Raw genomic sequence first — 16,434 nt, 5'->3', positions numbered from 1 at the left:
AAAGATCACTGAAATAATTCTAATCATTATTTACCAGATATTGCTTTTAGTTCTATCCCTCACCTTATTATTATCACGTTTGTAGATAAAAACGCCATTAAATGTAAATGCTATAGATTAACATTGTTAAATTGATGTTTAATTATGTTGGTAATATACTATTAAAAATGGTTATTTTTATCTAATCAAGTTATTGCGTAGCTAAAAGGATGGATTTATGTTCATCCAATAGGTGGATAAAATGAAAAGCAAGAATAGTGAAATTTTTGAACAGATTATTTCTGTTAATAAACAGCAAGAAAATGAATTTAATAATGGTCAGGATGGTGCTCTAATTCTTTCTTTATTAATGATATTTTTAATTCCGCTCTCTTTGTTTGTTATGATGAAAAATTATGTAGGAATGGATAATAGTCTTATCGCTACTATTGGGGTTGTTGCACTAAGTTTATTGATTGCTATCGTTTTATATAAGTCTTTGAAAATTAATACTCGTTTTATTGAAAAACGCCCTATGTTAGAGAGACTTCTATCTCAATATAGTCCGAATGATAAAAATGAATTTGAAAAATTACAGCTTGAAAGCCAGCGTGAACCAAGCTTACTTTATAAACTCGTTGATGACTGGCTACAAACCGAAAAGATGTTGGCAGTTACGGTCAAATGAAGTGTTAACTTATTTTTATGATAAAAATCTCCCTATACCTACAGGGAGATTTTTGTATGAATTGTTTGTTGATATGCCTAAAGCATGCAAATTGTCGTTTTAGTCAATGTTATTACCAGTTTTGACCAAGAAAATAAGCTAATTCAAGTGACTGCATCCTATTTAGTCTAGGGTCACACAGGGTCTGATACTTATAAGATATATCGTTGGTATTGATTTCTTGAAGTCCACCCGTACATTCAGTGACATCTTTTCCTGTCATTTCTAAGTGTAATCCACCAGGGTGTATTCCTGCATTTTTTAATACACTGATAAATTGCAAAACCTCATTTTTCATATCTGAAAAATGCCTTGTTTTATATCCGCTGTTTGTACCCTTTGTATTCCCATGCATTGGATCAATCATCCAAATTACAGGAGCACCGTGGTTTTTTACGGCGGCGATTAGGTTAGGTAATGAATCAAGAATATTATTAACCCCCATTCTGATAATCAATATTATTTTTCCTAACTCATTGTTAGGGTTTAATTTATCAATCAGTTCTATAAGGGTTTCTGAACTTATTTTTGGGCCACATTTAATACCAATAGGATTCTCTATGCCTCTTAAGTATTCAACGTGTGCTTGATCGATATCTCTCGTTCTTTCACCCACCCAGACCATATGAGCTGAGCAGTTATACCATTTTTGATCACTTGAATCCTGTCGTGTCATCGATTCTTCATACGGAAGTAGCAATGCTTCATGGCTGACATACATAGACTTTGAGGTGTTATCTTTGTTAGAAAGATAGCTAGAGGTCCGATAAAGCTCTTCTAAAAAATGTATATAGTGAGACTGTTCGGTTGACCCAGGATAAATTTTTATGTTGCAGCGATAAGAGTACTCGGGAGATTCAGATGAATTCACCGCTCTAATTAAATTCAACGTTGCAGATGAATGATAATATGCGTTCAACATTCTATGGGGGTCAGGTGTCCGGCTGGCATCAGTAAAGTCTAGCCCATTAATAATTTCACCTCGGTAGCTAGGCAGTTCTATCCCATCCTGCGTTTCAAATGGGTTACTACGGGGTTTCGCATATTGTCCTGCGATTCTGCCTATATTGATAATGGGTAGTTTAATTGATTGATGTATTAATCCTGCCATCTGACCAAAAGTATAAATCAGATCTTTAATTACTGTTGATTTACAACTATCAAAGGATTCTGCGCAATCACCTCCTTGTAATATAAAAGCCTTACCTTCTGTAGCGAGGGAAAGTGTTTTTTTAAAATGTCTAATTTCTGAAGCAAGTACGAGTGGCGGGTAGCTTTTTAGACGAGTTTGATAATATTGCAAAGCACACTGATCAGGATATTCTGGGTTCTGCTCAATGGGAAAATCTTTCCATGAAGATGGAGACCATGAATTTAGCGAGTTTTTCTTAAAGAAAGGATAGCCTTCAGCGTTAGAAATATCGTCATGTTTTCCCGTAATGACGTCATAATCGAAAGAATGTAACATATCCACTCCTTAACTATGAAACTAGGCACATCTGGGTATTACTGGTGTTTCATAGTTACTATTTGAAATAGAGCATTAGGTCAAAAAAGACAATAACGGCCTATAAAAATGCTAAATGCATCTTTAATGGTTTAATTATCTCAATATATTTAAGGCAAGTAGTCGCCCAATATGGGCAATAATGCTGCTTTAAATTCTGGTGAAAACTAATCTTAAGGTATTAATATCTCCTAGGAACAGTCAGCTTTCTTCTGGGAAGTATTAAGGTAAGTTTCAATCGATCCATTTTGTCTTGCCAAATAGTCTTCTCTAATTGGCGTATACACATCGATAACTTCTGATGGCTCTAGTGCTTCAGCATCATGGGTAGCCCAAGAGGGAATGATAAAAGAGTCACCGGCATGTAAATACACCGTTCTTCCATCAACCGTTAAACGCAATGACCCTTTTAAGATAGTTGTTGCAGTCTCATGTTCATGCACATGCTCAGGAATGATTGCGTGTGGTTTAAACGTCCAAAATGCCATGGTAAAGCCGGTTCCATGGATAAATTTTGCTTGTATTTTACTTTCTTCACCTTCGCTACGGTTCAGATCCATATCGTAGGAGGTCATTTCATTCGATAAAAATAGACTCATGATGCACCCTTATTTTGGGATGAAAGATATGATTAGTTGATTTTTGTATGAATGGAGAATCCCATAGGCACGGGACCAAAATCATGCAAGATAGTTAAGTGATTACTTTCGGCAGCTTTAAGCGTTGTAATGCAGGCATCAACTGTGCCTTTTGCACACTGTAATGCGGACTCACTATTTGAATTAAATAAAATAGACTCTATGCTAGGATTTAAATGATGTATTTCAGAAATTAAATCTTTAGGTGCAGGATGTGAACCTACGGATTTAATTTTCTTAAACTCATTGAATCGACTAGCAAATAACATATTGTGTGTATCCATTACAAAGCAATCTGTTAATTTTAATAAATTTAAATTTTTAAAAACGATATTATGTAAATAAGGATAAACAATACAGCCAAGTAAAATACAGTCTGTATCTTTTTTTATTTTTTCTACTGCATCTTCTAACGTTTCATGAAGTATGACATTTCCATGAAGTTTTTTTTGCTCTAACCAATAATGGGCAGCTTTTTCACAATTTGTATCTTTAGGTCCTAATGTATGGATGTTAAACATAATATTATTACCTCTCGCTAATTTATATTCTTCCTGTTTCGTTAATTAACTCTGGTAATCGCTGACCAGACTTTATTTTTGTCAACATGGTGTTTTCAGTGCTACTAATTGAAATTGCTTCACTAATTACTTTGTCGATTAAATTAAATGGAATAACGACAGAGCCATTTTCATCGGAAATAATTAAATCTCCAGTATGTATAATGTTATCTTCGATTCTACAGCTAGTACCTGTTTCACTTACACAGTAAGCCCCCTGTGTATCAGACGGTATTATGTTACTTGCAATGACTGGGATATCTAGCTCTCTAAGCTCACTGATATCTCTTACTGCTCCTCCTAGGATGATGGCATTAAATCCCAACTTTTGAAAATAGGTACAGCTCATTCCTCCTGCCAGTGCTGCATGCTTGAGTAAATCTCCGGCACCAGCCACGTAGACTAATCCATCAGCGGAGTTCAGTTCAGGTACAAGAAATTGGCGCACTTGTTCCCAAGTTGAGGGTTGTTTATCTGTGATACTTTTCCCTTTTTTAACCAGTCTCCATTGAACGGTATAAGCCTGTCCTACCGTGTAATAATTAGTAATATTTAAAGATAATAACTGATGAGATAATACATCACCGGATTTAAGTCCATCTAATATATCTATAATGGTTGATGTACTTATTTTAAGTGACTTTATTTTATCTATTATATTTGAGTCTATTTTTTCCATCATGATTATTTATTTACCTTTAGTTGGAATAATTGGCAATTTAATTAATAGTTCTAATCCATAAAATTAGCAAGGTTAAAAATGCAATAATTTTTAGTAGAATTGTATTAATGGTTATTTTTTTATAAAAAATAAAGTTATATTTATATGAAAACAAAGCATTAGTTATCTAATAATTTTATTGTCATAATTTATTTTTATTTGGCTATAAGTAAGTATTGTTTTTTATATTGTGATTATAAGGACTTAGTTTCAATTATTTATTGTTATTATGTTTATTATAAATAATATAAATATTTTCCATTGTATTAAATTAACTCATTGTTATTTTAGAAATAAAAAAACGACTCAAAGAGTCGTTTTTCAGAGAAATAAAAATATTAATTTAGTGGGATTTACCTTGCTCTATACCAAGACCAATCTGTGAGCGAATAAATTGCTCTTTAAATCGAGATCTCTCCATCTTACCTTGCTCTGAATTATCCGTAACAGAGAATAACCATGAAGCCACAAATGCGACAAGCATAGAGAAAATGGCTGGGTATTCGTACGGATAAATAGGTTTATCATGGTGTAAAATGGTTACCCAGATTGTAGGGCCTAAGATCATTAACACCACCGCAGTAATGAGCCCTAACCAGCCACCGGCAAGAGCACCACGCGTTGTTAGTTTGCTCCAATACATTGATAGCAGAATGATTGGGAAGTTACAGCTTGCAGCAATGGAGAACGCTAAGCCAACCATGAAGGCAATATTTTGCTTTTCAAATAAAATACCTAAACCGATAGCGACAAAGCCTAAGATAACGACGGTGATTTTGGAGACTCTCAGCTCATCTCGCTCATCTGCTTTACCATTCTTCATTGCCATCGCATATAAGTCATGGGACACAGCTGAAGCCCCTGCTAAGGTTAATCCAGCAACAACCGCTAAAATAGTGGCGAAGGCTACGGCAGAAATAAAGCCAAGGAAGAAATTGCCACCTACCGCATCGGCAAGGTGAATCGCGGCCATATTGGTGCCACCAATTAATGCCCCTGCGGCATCTTTAAAGGCGGGGTTTGAACCCACCAGAACGATAGCACCAAATCCAATAATAAAGGTCAGTATGTAGAAATAACCGATAAATCCAGTTGCGTAGAATACGCTTTTACGTGCTTCTTTAGCATCACTTACCGTGAAGAATCGCATAATAATATGGGGCAGACCGGCAGTACCAAACATTAACGCTAACCCAAGAGATAGGGCGGATATGGGATCGGAAACTAAGCCTCCGGGACTCATAATCGCAATACCGTTTTTATGAACTGCCACCGCCTCTTTGAATAAGGTATTGAAATTAAATCCAACATGTTTCATGACCATAACCGCCATGAAAGTTGCTCCGGCTAGCAATAAGATTGCCTTGATAATTTGTACCCAAGTGGTTGCTAACATTCCGCCAAACAAAACATAAAGCACCATTAAGATACCGACAATCACTACCGCAACGTGGTAATTCAATCCGAAGAGTAATTCGATATCGCCAGTTAGCGCCTCAGAAAAAGCCATCGATGAGGTAAAAAACAGAATAAGCGAGAGTAAGACTTTCATTTTTCTACCTCTTGTAAAATTTCCGCGGTTAAACGGTCATATTCCCCGTTTGCACGGATAACATATAAACCCGTTAGGATAAATGAAATAACGATGAGCCCAACCCCAACAGGGATACCTCTTGTGATATAGGAGCCTTCAGAAATGGGGGTTCCTAGCCAGCTAGGATCAAACGCGATAAGAAAAATAAAACCAACATACAGAACTAATGTTATTGCAGATAATAACCATGAAAAGCGACTACGTTTTCTCACCAGTTCTTGGAAGCGAGGGTTATCCTCTACCTTTTCGTAAGCAGTAGCATTCATCAGAGTTCTCCTCTGTTATTGTATAATTGGTATACTCTTTTTCCTCAAAGGGCAGATTTTAGGGCTACGTTTGGCTACCCACAGAATTAACTGGGTATTTTGGCGAACTCTATTTCTACTTATTGAATGATACTGAGTATTTATTAAAGGTCGCCCGTAGGCGACCTGTAGGGTTATGACATACTCATTGACTGTTTTTCTTCTAGCAGTTTTTCGACAACACCTGGATCTGCCAGTGTGGAGGTATCTCCAAAGTTACTGGTGTCCCCTGATGCAATTTTTCGAAGGATGCGGCGCATTATTTTGCCGGAACGTGTTTTTGGTAAAGAATCTGTCCAATGTAAAACATCTGGGGTTGCAATCGGGCCAATTTCTTTACGAACCCAATTACGAACTTCGGTATACAGTTCTGGTGATGGCTCTTCACCGGATATCAACGTGACATAGGCATAAATTGCCTGACCTTTGATACTGTGAGGAATACCGACGACAGCGGCTTCTGCAACTTTTGGATGTGAAACGAGAGCTGACTCAATTTCTGCGGTACCTAAACGGTGGCCAGAAATATTCAGAACATCATCCACACGTCCGGTGATCCAGTAGTAACCGTCCTCATCACGGCGAGCACCATCACCACTAAAGTACATACCTTTAAAGGTAGAAAAATAGGTTTGTTCAAAGCGCTCATGGTCACCAAATAGTGTACGAGCTTGACCTGGCCATGAATCCACAATCACCAAGTTACCTTCTGTTGCGCCATCAAGTGGTTCGCCGAGGTTATCGACCAGTGCAGGACGAACACCAAAGAAAGGTAAGGTTGCAGACCCCGGTTTTAAGACAGTAGCTCCCGGCAGCGGGGTGATCATGAAGCCACCAGTTTCTGTTTGCCACCACGTATCAACCACAGGGCAGCGGCTATTTCCCATTTTCTTATAGAACCATTCCCATGCTTCTGGGTTGATAGGTTCACCAACGGATCCCAAAATACGCAGAGAATCTCGGCGAGTACCTTCAATGGCCTTATCACCTTCAGCCATTAATGCACGGATAGCTGTTGGGGCGGTATACAGGATATTGACTTGGTGTTTATCTACCACTTGAGCCATACGATTAACGGCAGGATAGTTTGGAACACCTTCAAACATCAGCGTTTTAGCACCATTGGACAGCGGCCCATACAGTAAATAACTGTGACCTGTTACCCAGCCAACATCTGCTGTACACCAATAGACCTCATTCTCATGATAATCAAAGGTATATTTAAAGGTGAGGGTGGCATATACCAAGTAACCACCTGTGGTGTGGAGAACCCCTTTCGGTTTTCCTGTTGAACCGGAGGTATACAGAATAAATAAAGGGTCTTCCGCATTAATTTCTTCAGGAGGACAGTCTGCGCTCATACCTTCGGTGAGCTCATGCCACCAAAGATCTCGGCCTTCAACCCAGCTTGGTGCATTACCCGTACGGCGGTAAACAATCACGTTAGAAACCGTCGTGACTTGCGGATTCATCAAGGCATCATCGACATTCTTTTTCAGCGGAATAGCGCGCCCTGCACGTAACCCCTCATCTGAAGTTATGATCAACTTAGCTTTACAGTCGATAACTCGACCAGAAACCGCTTCTGGAGAGAAGCCTGCAAAAATAACAGTGTGGATAGCTCCGATACGTGCGCAGGCTAACATTGCGACAGCAGCTTCCACCACCATTGGCATATAGATAGCAACAACGTCTCCTTTACGGATACCTTGTTTTTTCAGCACATTAGCAAACTGACACACATCGTGGTGCAGTTCACGGTAAGTGACATTTTTTGATGCAGAAGGGTCATCACCCTCCCAGATAATGGCAGTTTGGTCGCCTCGAGTAGCAAGGTGACGGTCTAAGCAATTGGCACTGAGGTTGAGGGTGCCATCTTCAAACCACTGGATATTGATATGCCCAGGATCGAAAGAGGTATTTTTAACGCGAGTGTAAGGTTTAATCCAATCAACGATTTTTCCTTTTTCGCCCCAGAATCCTTCGGGGTCTTGAATAGAGCGTCGGTACTCATCGTTATACTGTTGTTCGTTAATCAGGGCATTTTTTGCAATATCAGCAGGAACGGAATGTTTAGTTATTTGAGTCATATTATTATCTCCTTGCAGATGTTAATAATATGTCAAAAAACAGTTAACTGAAGTATCGATGCTTATTTTGTTTTTCTTTTGAGCGGAAGATCACGTATTAATAGTCATAGGATTTGCAGTATGATCATTTGATGCTAAATGCTTGTTTGGAATTAAACTCTACAAATATAACCATTATTGAAATTAAAGAAAAATAAAGGGTAATAATAATGGCATTAGTTACTGAATAAGCTAGTGATGACAGAGAATGAGAATAACCACATAATTCACATGGGTTTGATAATGATTTTCATTAACAACAAAATAACTATAATGGAGTGGTGTTTACAAAACGCAGTTACTGAAGTCCGATTCAGTCTGTGAGGTAGAAAGATAAGTCACTGGAGACTAACAATATGAGTTATACATTACCTGCTTTACCTTATGCTTATGATGCGCTGGAACCTCATTTTGATAAACAAACCATGGAAATCCATCATACTAAGCACCATCAAACCTACGTTAATAATACCAATACTGCACTCGAAAAATTACCTGAATTAGCAGGTTTGGATATTGATGTTTTAATTCAAAAATTAGATCAAATTCCTGCGGACCAACGTACTTTTGTTCGTAATAATGCGGGCGGTCACTCAAACCACAGCCTGTTCTGGAAAGGTCTAAAATTAAATACTGAGTTAAAAGGCGAATTGAAATCAGCGATTGAGCGTGATTTCGGTAGCGTTGATGCGTTTAAAGACCTATTTGAAAAAGCCGCTGCGACACGCTTCGGTTCCGGTTGGGCATGGTTAGTCTTAAAAGATGATGGCAAGCTGGCGGTTGTTTCTACGGCAAACCAAGATAACCCATTAATGGGTGAAGCTATTTCTGGCACATCGGGTTATCCAATCATTGGTTTAGATGTTTGGGAACACGCTTATTACCTGAAATTCCAAAACCGTCGTCCTGACTATATCAAAGCATTCTGGTCAGTTGTGAACTGGGATGAAGCGGCAAAACGCTTTGCAGACAAAACAAAATAAATTTTCTGTCTGTGACTGATTTACCTATCAACGCGGTTCTGATGAGCCGCGTTTTTTATTTCGTCTGGTTGGACGATTATTGTTATCTGTATGCGCATTCTTTAGAATGAAAATTATTTCATACAGTTTCATAGAGAGCCTACCATGCAAATTTATCCTCAAGTTTTTATTGGATCAGTTCAAGAAACACAGCATTGTGGTGTTAGCGCCATTCATAAACGAGGCGTAGACGATGTGTTGGTGTTAGGGTCTTTAGGAATTGAAGGGGATGAGCAAGCAGAAAAACGCTATCATGGTGGGCCCGATAGGGCGCTATGCCATTATCCTCAAGAGCATTATGAGTTTTGGCACCATCGCTATCCTGAGCTCGAAGACTTATTTGCTCCTTGTGCATTTGGTGAAAATTTATCAACTCTAGGTATGACCGAAGAAAGTGTATTTATCGGGGATATTTATAGCTGGGGTGATGCACGAATTCAAGTGACTCAACCTCGTTCTCCTTGCTACAAACTCAACGGATTCACTGGGATCGAAAATTTTGCCCAAGTGATGCAGGATGAAGGGCGTTGTGGTTGGTTATATCGGGTGATTAAAGGGGGAAAAGTTGGCAGCAACATGCCAATGAAATTACTCAGCCGTAATAGTGATGTTTCTGTACAAGAAGCTATAATGATTGCTTTTCATGCACCCTATGATGAAGAATTGTATCAACGCCTTCTCTCTGCTGCGGGGCTATCTGCCAGTTGGAGCCTCACCATGCAAAATCGGCTAGACAATCATAAGATTGAGGAATTTCATCATCGTTTATTTGGCAAGGGTCGCTAATCCACTATGCAATATGACCTGAACGATCTCTATTATTATGTGAAAGTTGTCGAATATGGCGGTTTTTCTCAAGCAGGATTAGCGCTAGGTATTCCAAAATCTAAGCTTAGCCGACGAATTGCAGATTTAGAGCAGAAACTGAATGTTTCTTTAATTTACCGTTCGACTCGGCAATTTCATGTTACGGAGATCGGACAGGTTTTTTATCAGCAATGTAAAAATGTGGTGGATGAAGCGAATATCGCCCATGAGCTGATTTGCTCTGTTCAAACGCACCCTAAAGGCACCATAAAGCTGTCTTGCCCTGTGGCGTTATTGCAAGTGTACCTGCAAGATTTATTGATTGATTTTATGGTGAAATATCCTGACATCGATGTCCAGATCTTGGCCGTAAATCGTCCGGTTGATGTGATCAGTGAAGGGCTCGATCTGGCATTAAGGGTACGGTCACTTCCCCTTGATGATTCAGGCCTGATGATGAAAGTATTGGGATATTCCCGGCGAGTACTTGTTGCTAGCCCATCATTATTTATTGAAAAAGGTGAGCCGACGGAGCCTGAGCAGCTGGTCAATTACCCAATGTTAGGGAATACGGAGCATTCCCAGCGTTATACTCTCACGCTTAAAAATAGTGATGACCTAAGTTTTACTCAACATTTTACGCCTAAATTAGCAACGACCGATGTTTTGACCCTTTACCATGCAGCATTGAAAGGTGTTGGAATTGCCAGATTACCTCTTGGCGTTGTAGAAAAAGAGTTGCAGACAGGGGCGCTGGTGGAGGTGCTACCAGAATGGAAATTTCCAGAGGATATCATTCACGCGGTATACCCATCCCGTAAAGGATTACTGCCTTCGGTACAGCTATTACTCAGTTATTTAGCCGAAAATATTTCGCCGGCGGTGAAATAAAAAACGCCCTAATCGAGAGCAATTAGGGCGTCAAATTACACCAAACTAATTTGTATTGGGAATTCGACCAAATTTCCCGCTATTAAAGTCATTGATTGCTTCATTGATCTCTTGAGTGGTGTTCATCACAAACGGACCATAACCCACGACTGGCTCATCAATAGCTTCACCACTGAGGAATAGAACTAAAGCATCATCAGTGGCTTCTAACACGATATTACTGTCGCTGCCATCAAGGATCATCAGCTCACCTTCAGTTAACGCAGTATGACCATCCACATATATTGAGCCTCTCAGCATCACTAAGCCAACATTGCGACCCACTTTAGTTTGGATACCGACGGTTTTTCCTTTATTCAGCCGTAAGTCCCAAACATCCAGAGAGGTAAATGTCCGTGCGGCACCTGAGTGGCCTAAATAGTCACCAGCGATCACTCGCAAGACACCTGCATCATTTGGCAGATCAATATTTGGGATGCTATCCCGTTGCAGTAATTGATAACCCGGTGCAGCCAATTTATCTTTTGCTGGTAGGTTAACCCACAATTGCACCATATCGAGGGTTCCACCATTCTTCATAAAGTCATCAGATTGATATTCCTGATGCAAAATTCCGGATGCTGCGGTCATCCATTGCACATCACCGGGACCAATCACGCCACCTTCACCGGTTGAATCGTGGTGGGCAACTTCGCCGTCATACACGATAGTTACAGTTTCAAACCCTTTATGTGGGTGCTCGCCAACGCCACGATTGGCCGCATCAGAGCTTGGAAAACTATGAGGTCCCGCCCTATCGAGTAACAAAAATGGGTTCAAATATTTTCCATGATTACTGTAAGAAAACATGGAACGAACAGGGAAGCCATCACCGACCCAATGGCTACGAGGGGATTGATAAATACCAATGATTTTTTTCATGGTTTGACTCCTAAATTCAGTTTCGATGAATGAATAATAGAAGAGTCTTGGAGAGGTGAGTAGAGGCAAAAATGGATTTCATTGTTGCAAAAATAGGACAATGAGTTAGGAAGACATTATCCTATTTATAGGACGGTGTTTATCAAAATCCAGACTACTCAGCTAAAAATCGATGTATTACTGTAAACAGCAAGAAAAAGAGCCTGTCAGTGTTCTATTTTCTAACCTAATAATGTTTACGACTTTATCGATTAAGAGGTTCTATTATGAGTAATCCAGCAAATTTCAATGGTCAGCGTCCTGTTATCAACCCAGATGATGCTGTTATGTTGTTGATAGACCATCAAAGTGGTTTATTCCAAACGGTCGGTGATATGCCAATGACTGAATTACGCGCTAGAGCTTCAGTCCTAGCGAAAATGGCATCGTTAGCGAATATTCCTGTTATTACGACCGCTTCAGTTCCTCAAGGTCCTAACGGTCCATTGATCCCTGAAATTCATCAAAATGCACCCCATGCGCAATATATTGCTCGTCGTGGTGAAATTAATGCGTGGGATAACCCTGAATTTGTTGCTGCGGTCAAAGCGACGGGTAAAAAGCAGTTGATTATTGCTGGAACTATTACCAGCGTATGTATGGCATTTCCTGCGATTAGTGCAGTAGCGGATGGTTATCAAGTTTTTGTCGTTATTGATGCATCTGGCACTTACAGCAAAATGGCGCAAGAGATTACATTAGCTCGCGTTGTTCAAGCTGGCGTTGTTCCAATGGATACTGCTGCTGTTGCTTCTGAATTACAAAAAACATGGAATCGCGAAGATGCCGCAGAATGGGCACTGGCTTACACTCAAATCTTCCCTGCTTATCAACTGCTAATTGAGAGCTACACCAAGGCTCAAGATGTGCTAAGCAATAATGAGCAATTAGATTCTAACCGTTAATTATCTGATTGATTGCAGCCTTTATGTTAGGTAAAGGCTGCCTATTTATACCTTCAGTATTTGAAAAATCGCTCTAGTGTGAATTAAAACGCATTCGGTTTATAACGCAGAGAACCAACAATCCGATCCCAAATTTCAACCATTTGAGCATCGCTGTACGAAGAGAATTTATTTCGATTATTCATACCTACATGTAGTAATGGCATCATTTCAGTTGATATTGCTTCATTAGCAAAAAGCCAAAAATCATAATAGGGTAAGTTGGATATCCTTTTATTCTCCATCTTAGAATAAACTTCCTGATTTCCTGCCATTAACCATTCTTGTATTGGAATGTTATTAATCGATAAATTTCCTTTTTTTATTGTACGCATCCCTTGTTGGCTCATTGCCTCATTTATCTCTTTTTCTCTATTTAATAATGTATCATCAGATCCAACGTAACGATTATCAGATTCCAAGAACAATAAAAGCTCATCATTTTTATAGGAAAAAGCGATCTTTTGTTGATGTTTGTTAGTATCATCTAGAATAAAGCCATTCGGGATACAAACGCCTTTATCTGTAGGGATTTCATGATCTAACCGCCCACTTAACCGAGAAATAAGTGATTGCATAGCCACTAAACGAGAAGGTTTTTGGTTTGATTGAACCTCTGTTCCGCCCCTAGCTAAAAAACTGGCTTTTCTTTCTTCATATTTTTTATCAGAAAAATCCCGGATCTCAGTAGTAATAATAAAAGCTATAAGATCTACATACACATGAGCTTCCAATACTCGATATGCATCATCAGCCCCAGGTTCATTTCTGTCAAAAATAACGCCCTTACCATCCGGTAATAAGATCACCTCTTTCAGGTATGGAGCATTCTTCATTTCATTTTCAGGGCGGTTAATCGCTTCTCGAAGCTCTTCTTCTCGTAGTTGAATTCGTTGTTTAAATGCAGGGGGGTAAATAAACTTACTCTCTATTTTAAAATCATCAATGTAAATTTGGTCATTCAATTTGTTATTAAATGACTCAGGAATATCGATAACATAACGTCCAATACACTGGGGTTTTGTTTTTTCAAATAAGGTATCAATCATCACGTTTTCCTTGTCTGTCAATTCAGGGAGTTGATAAGGTAATAAATACCAAGTCAGCCCTCCCACAATAAGCACAATACCTAATATTCCAACGAATAATGCCTTATTCCGCCGCACGAATATCCACCTCTTGTACTATTTTAATTATCGACTGCAACGTGAATTTAATGGCTTCACTGTACTTCTCAGGATTCAACCCACTGACTTTATAAGCATCTTGATGGTCAACATTTGTCGCTAACCATCCTTTAAGTAAAGGGTGTTTTTTTATTTCATGTAACGATTCAACGGGAACAGTTCCATCTCCAGCTGTATTTGATTGTGTTAATAAGTATTCACAATATTCCCCATTGGGGAGTTGAACTATCTGACGGTCATGTGTTGTATGTTGGGGAATAAAAGATTGCCCTGTATATGGATTTTGATATTTTTTATTTTCTTTTACCCATGTTAAAAAACTATCTGATTTAACTTTTTGCCCATAAAAAACATAGGTATTCAGATGATATTCCCCTTCATCCAACTTGTGCATAAATTTTCTTACTGAGTTATCCATTATTCTTTCATATGAATCCCAATTATTTTGGATAGTTATAGTATCTTTATCCAAAATATCCGGCTCATAAAGTCGCCACCACACATCATTTCGTAAATAAATCTCTTCGAATGGATCAACTTTCGGGTAACTTTCTCCTTCTTCAAACTTGAGCCAATTTGAAGGGTATTTTGGTGAGGGTAATAGTTGTAAAGGAGCAGGTGCAAATGCCAACACCGACATGAGTTCCTCTGCATTCTTTCCTAAAACCAGACCTGCGGTACCTTCCTTTCCTGCCCCTGTTTTCATTCGACGATATGCCGCAGGTGAACCAATGTCAGGAATAACCCCGTGTACGATACCTAAAATTTTCTCTTTGGCACCTAAAACTTGAGAGGCATAACGGGCAATCAATCCTCCCATGGAGTGCGTGACAATAATGACTTTTTCTACTGCCAAACCATGCCCATGTTGATACTTGTAGGTTTTTATAACCTCATTAATATAGTCAACCAGTTGAGCCGCTGATATGGCATTATCAACCAGCCAGTTATATCCAAAAACATGGACTGGGAATAAAAAATGCTTGAAGTGACTCAGTTCTTTTTCCGTAAAATCAGACTCATAACTTTCATCATTTTTTTTACTTACTGCCTGTAATTGACTTAACACTCCATTAATATTTATCGTTTTATCTATTTGCTTCGCCAATACTGGATTGGTCATTCGCTTTATATCTCGTTGCCAATCATCGATCAATGTAGTTTGAAATACATCTAAAAACTCACCATAACTGAGATAAAGGGCTTCACCCCAATGGCGTTCTTTCCGACTCGGAAATAAATTACCATCATCTGAATAAACAGTGAGATTACTGGATTTAATCTTACCTTCACCATCAACCTTGGTCGTATCAACATTTAATAGTTCGCGTCTTTTTTTACCATTTAATCCGACGAACGGTAACGTATCCGCGCCTTTAATCCAATCAGCTCTCCAGATAGGTTGGTCATCCATATTATTTTTTAAATTCGTTCCCATAATCCCTGGGATAAAAATGACAGGTATAGCTTTAGTTGGCGGTACGATGCATTTAGCTTCGGCATTGAGCGATTTATGTTGACGTTGAATATCAACCCAACTGCATTTCCCATTTTCACTCCAATGAGGTCTGTGATACGAGACGTGTTGGCATTCGCCAATTTCTGGAGTGTCTTTCTCTGACATAATATAAATCCTTTTAAACAAACTTAAGACAAATAGATTAGCCTAATTTAATTTAAGTGTCTTCTAGTTAAATCCGCTTTTCATTGTTCTGCACAACTAAATCAGGACACTTTCTTAAGGAATTTTGTTCATACTCAACTGGATTGATTCTTCAATTAACTTTCTTGCCATTCAAAATAAGAAGATTCTGCTTCATTTCCTCAGAGACAACATGAACTATCGGGGCACTCAATATATTTTGTGCATCTTCAAGTCAGTAAATGGCTTGAGTTAAAAGGATAGTGATGAAAATTATCAATATTGCGATTGTGTTCTCTGTGACCTTAGCGTTGTCCGGTTGCCTTTCTCAGCCAGCCTCTCAGGGTGATAACGGCGTCCCATTAGAAGAGTTTAAAGAGTTAGAAAACTTGAGAATGCCTGAGTTAAACATCCCCGAAGGCGCTCCTGATGGTGAGTATGTTGAGCGTTATCCGAATGGAAATATCCAATTTAAATCGTGGGTTAAAAATAACTGCCTAGATAAAAATATCTACACTTACTACGAGAATGGTAAGTTGAATATGCATATCCCAGTGAAGAATTGCAAGGTGGATGGGGTGATTAAGTCTTACCTCGAAAATGGTAATTTAGATACAGAGATGGGATACAGTAATGACCGCTTAAATGGTGATTATAAATCCTATTATGATACGCCAAAAAATAATCTACACATTAAAGCTAGCTTTGTGAATGGCTCTGTTGAGGGTGCGCTTGAAGAGCGAGATCAAAATGGAGAATTATCAAAATTAGGTTATGTGAAAGATGGCAAGCTGTATTCAGCAAATTAATCTAAAAAATAA

General features: G+C 38.8%; 16 protein-coding genes. 6 read left to right on the top strand and 10 right to left on the bottom strand.

What is annotated here, in order from left to right:
- Positions 1 to 241 precede the first annotated feature (241 nt).
- Positions 242 to 667, top strand: coding sequence for a hypothetical protein (locus PR761_RS10070; RefSeq protein ID WP_006814020.1), 426 nt, complete (start codon positions 242 to 244; stop codon positions 665 to 667).
- Between the two features lie 112 nt (positions 668 to 779).
- Here the strand turns inward: PR761_RS10070 and PR761_RS10065 are convergent, their stop codons facing one another.
- The 7 genes from PR761_RS10065 to acs all read right to left on the bottom strand — a co-directional run bounded on the left by PR761_RS10065 (position 780) and on the right by acs (position 8,121).
- Positions 780 to 2,174, bottom strand: a complete 1,395-nt coding sequence (locus PR761_RS10065; RefSeq protein ID WP_006814018.1) for a 3-deoxy-7-phosphoheptulonate synthase class II — start codon at positions 2,172 to 2,174, stop codon at positions 780 to 782.
- Between the two features lie 230 nt (positions 2,175 to 2,404).
- On the bottom strand, positions 2,405 to 2,812 hold the full coding sequence (locus tag PR761_RS10060; RefSeq protein ID WP_006814017.1) for a cupin domain-containing protein: 408 nt from the start codon (positions 2,810 to 2,812) through the stop codon (positions 2,405 to 2,407).
- Between the two features lie 32 nt (positions 2,813 to 2,844).
- Positions 2,845 to 3,372 (bottom strand): prephenate dehydratase domain-containing protein, encoded by a 528-nt coding sequence (locus tag PR761_RS10055; RefSeq protein ID WP_006814016.1) that lies wholly within the window; start codon positions 3,370 to 3,372, stop codon positions 2,845 to 2,847.
- 22 nt (positions 3,373 to 3,394) lie between these two features.
- Complete coding sequence (locus tag PR761_RS10050) at positions 3,395 to 4,093, bottom strand: RraA family protein (protein WP_154610947.1); 699 nt, start codon at positions 4,091 to 4,093, stop codon at positions 3,395 to 3,397.
- 382 nt (positions 4,094 to 4,475) lie between these two features.
- A complete protein-coding gene (locus PR761_RS10045) occupies positions 4,476 to 5,684 on the bottom strand; it encodes a sodium:solute symporter family transporter (protein ID WP_268243787.1) in 1,209 nt (402 codons plus the stop codon).
- On the bottom strand, positions 5,681 to 5,992 hold the full coding sequence (locus PR761_RS10040; protein ID WP_006814013.1) for a DUF485 domain-containing protein: 312 nt from the start codon (positions 5,990 to 5,992) through the stop codon (positions 5,681 to 5,683). The genes PR761_RS10045 and PR761_RS10040 overlap by 4 nt, the downstream gene beginning before the upstream one ends.
- A gap of 173 nt (positions 5,993 to 6,165) precedes the next feature.
- Positions 6,166 to 8,121 carry an acetate--CoA ligase gene (gene acs, locus PR761_RS10035; RefSeq protein ID WP_006814012.1) on the bottom strand — a complete coding sequence of 652 codons (1,956 nt, stop codon included), beginning with the start codon at positions 8,119 to 8,121 and terminating at the stop codon, positions 6,166 to 6,168.
- A 395-nt stretch (positions 8,122 to 8,516) separates the two neighbouring features.
- On the opposite strand from acs, the gene sodA reads away from it, so the two are divergent.
- The 3 genes from sodA to PR761_RS10020 all read left to right on the top strand — a co-directional run bounded on the left by sodA (position 8,517) and on the right by PR761_RS10020 (position 10,880).
- Positions 8,517 to 9,143 carry a superoxide dismutase [Mn] gene (sodA, locus tag PR761_RS10030; RefSeq protein WP_006814011.1) on the top strand — a complete coding sequence of 209 codons (627 nt, stop codon included), beginning with the start codon at positions 8,517 to 8,519 and terminating at the stop codon, positions 9,141 to 9,143.
- Positions 9,144 to 9,287: 144 nt separating this feature from the next.
- The gene (gene yiiM, locus PR761_RS10025; RefSeq protein ID WP_006814010.1) at positions 9,288 to 9,968 is read left to right on the top strand and encodes a 6-hydroxyaminopurine reductase; all 681 of its coding nucleotides are present in this window, start codon (positions 9,288 to 9,290) and stop codon (positions 9,966 to 9,968) included.
- A 6-nt stretch (positions 9,969 to 9,974) separates the two neighbouring features.
- A complete protein-coding gene (locus PR761_RS10020) occupies positions 9,975 to 10,880 on the top strand; it encodes a LysR substrate-binding domain-containing protein (protein ID WP_154610948.1) in 906 nt (301 codons plus the stop codon).
- 45 nt (positions 10,881 to 10,925) lie between these two features.
- Here the strand turns inward: PR761_RS10020 and PR761_RS10015 are convergent, their stop codons facing one another.
- A complete protein-coding gene (locus tag PR761_RS10015; protein ID WP_115163796.1) occupies positions 10,926 to 11,801 on the bottom strand; it encodes a pirin family protein in 876 nt (291 codons plus the stop codon).
- Positions 11,802 to 12,067: 266 nt separating this feature from the next.
- Between PR761_RS10015 and PR761_RS10010 the strand changes: the two genes are divergently transcribed.
- Positions 12,068 to 12,745, top strand: coding sequence for a hydrolase (locus PR761_RS10010; RefSeq protein ID WP_154610949.1), 678 nt, complete (start codon positions 12,068 to 12,070; stop codon positions 12,743 to 12,745).
- Between the two features lie 83 nt (positions 12,746 to 12,828).
- On the opposite strand, the gene PR761_RS10005 is transcribed toward PR761_RS10010, so the two are convergent.
- Complete coding sequence (locus tag PR761_RS10005) at positions 12,829 to 13,950, bottom strand: T6SS immunity protein Tli4 family protein (RefSeq protein WP_272519354.1); 1,122 nt, start codon at positions 13,948 to 13,950, stop codon at positions 12,829 to 12,831.
- Complete coding sequence (locus PR761_RS10000; protein WP_154610950.1) at positions 13,937 to 15,595, bottom strand: esterase/lipase family protein; 1,659 nt, start codon at positions 15,593 to 15,595, stop codon at positions 13,937 to 13,939. The genes PR761_RS10005 and PR761_RS10000 overlap by 14 nt, the downstream gene beginning before the upstream one ends.
- Before the next feature lie 284 nt (positions 15,596 to 15,879).
- On the opposite strand from PR761_RS10000, the gene PR761_RS09995 reads away from it, so the two are divergent.
- Complete coding sequence (locus PR761_RS09995) at positions 15,880 to 16,422, top strand: toxin-antitoxin system YwqK family antitoxin (protein WP_006814004.1); 543 nt, start codon at positions 15,880 to 15,882, stop codon at positions 16,420 to 16,422.
- Positions 16,423 to 16,434 lie beyond the last annotated feature (12 nt).

This window comes from Providencia sp. PROV210 (assembly GCF_028479445.1).
Lineage (GTDB): Bacteria > Pseudomonadota > Gammaproteobacteria > Enterobacterales > Enterobacteriaceae > Providencia > Providencia rustigianii.
Note: the sequence above shows the minus strand (reverse complement) of the source record. Positions and strands in the feature narration are given on the sequence as shown.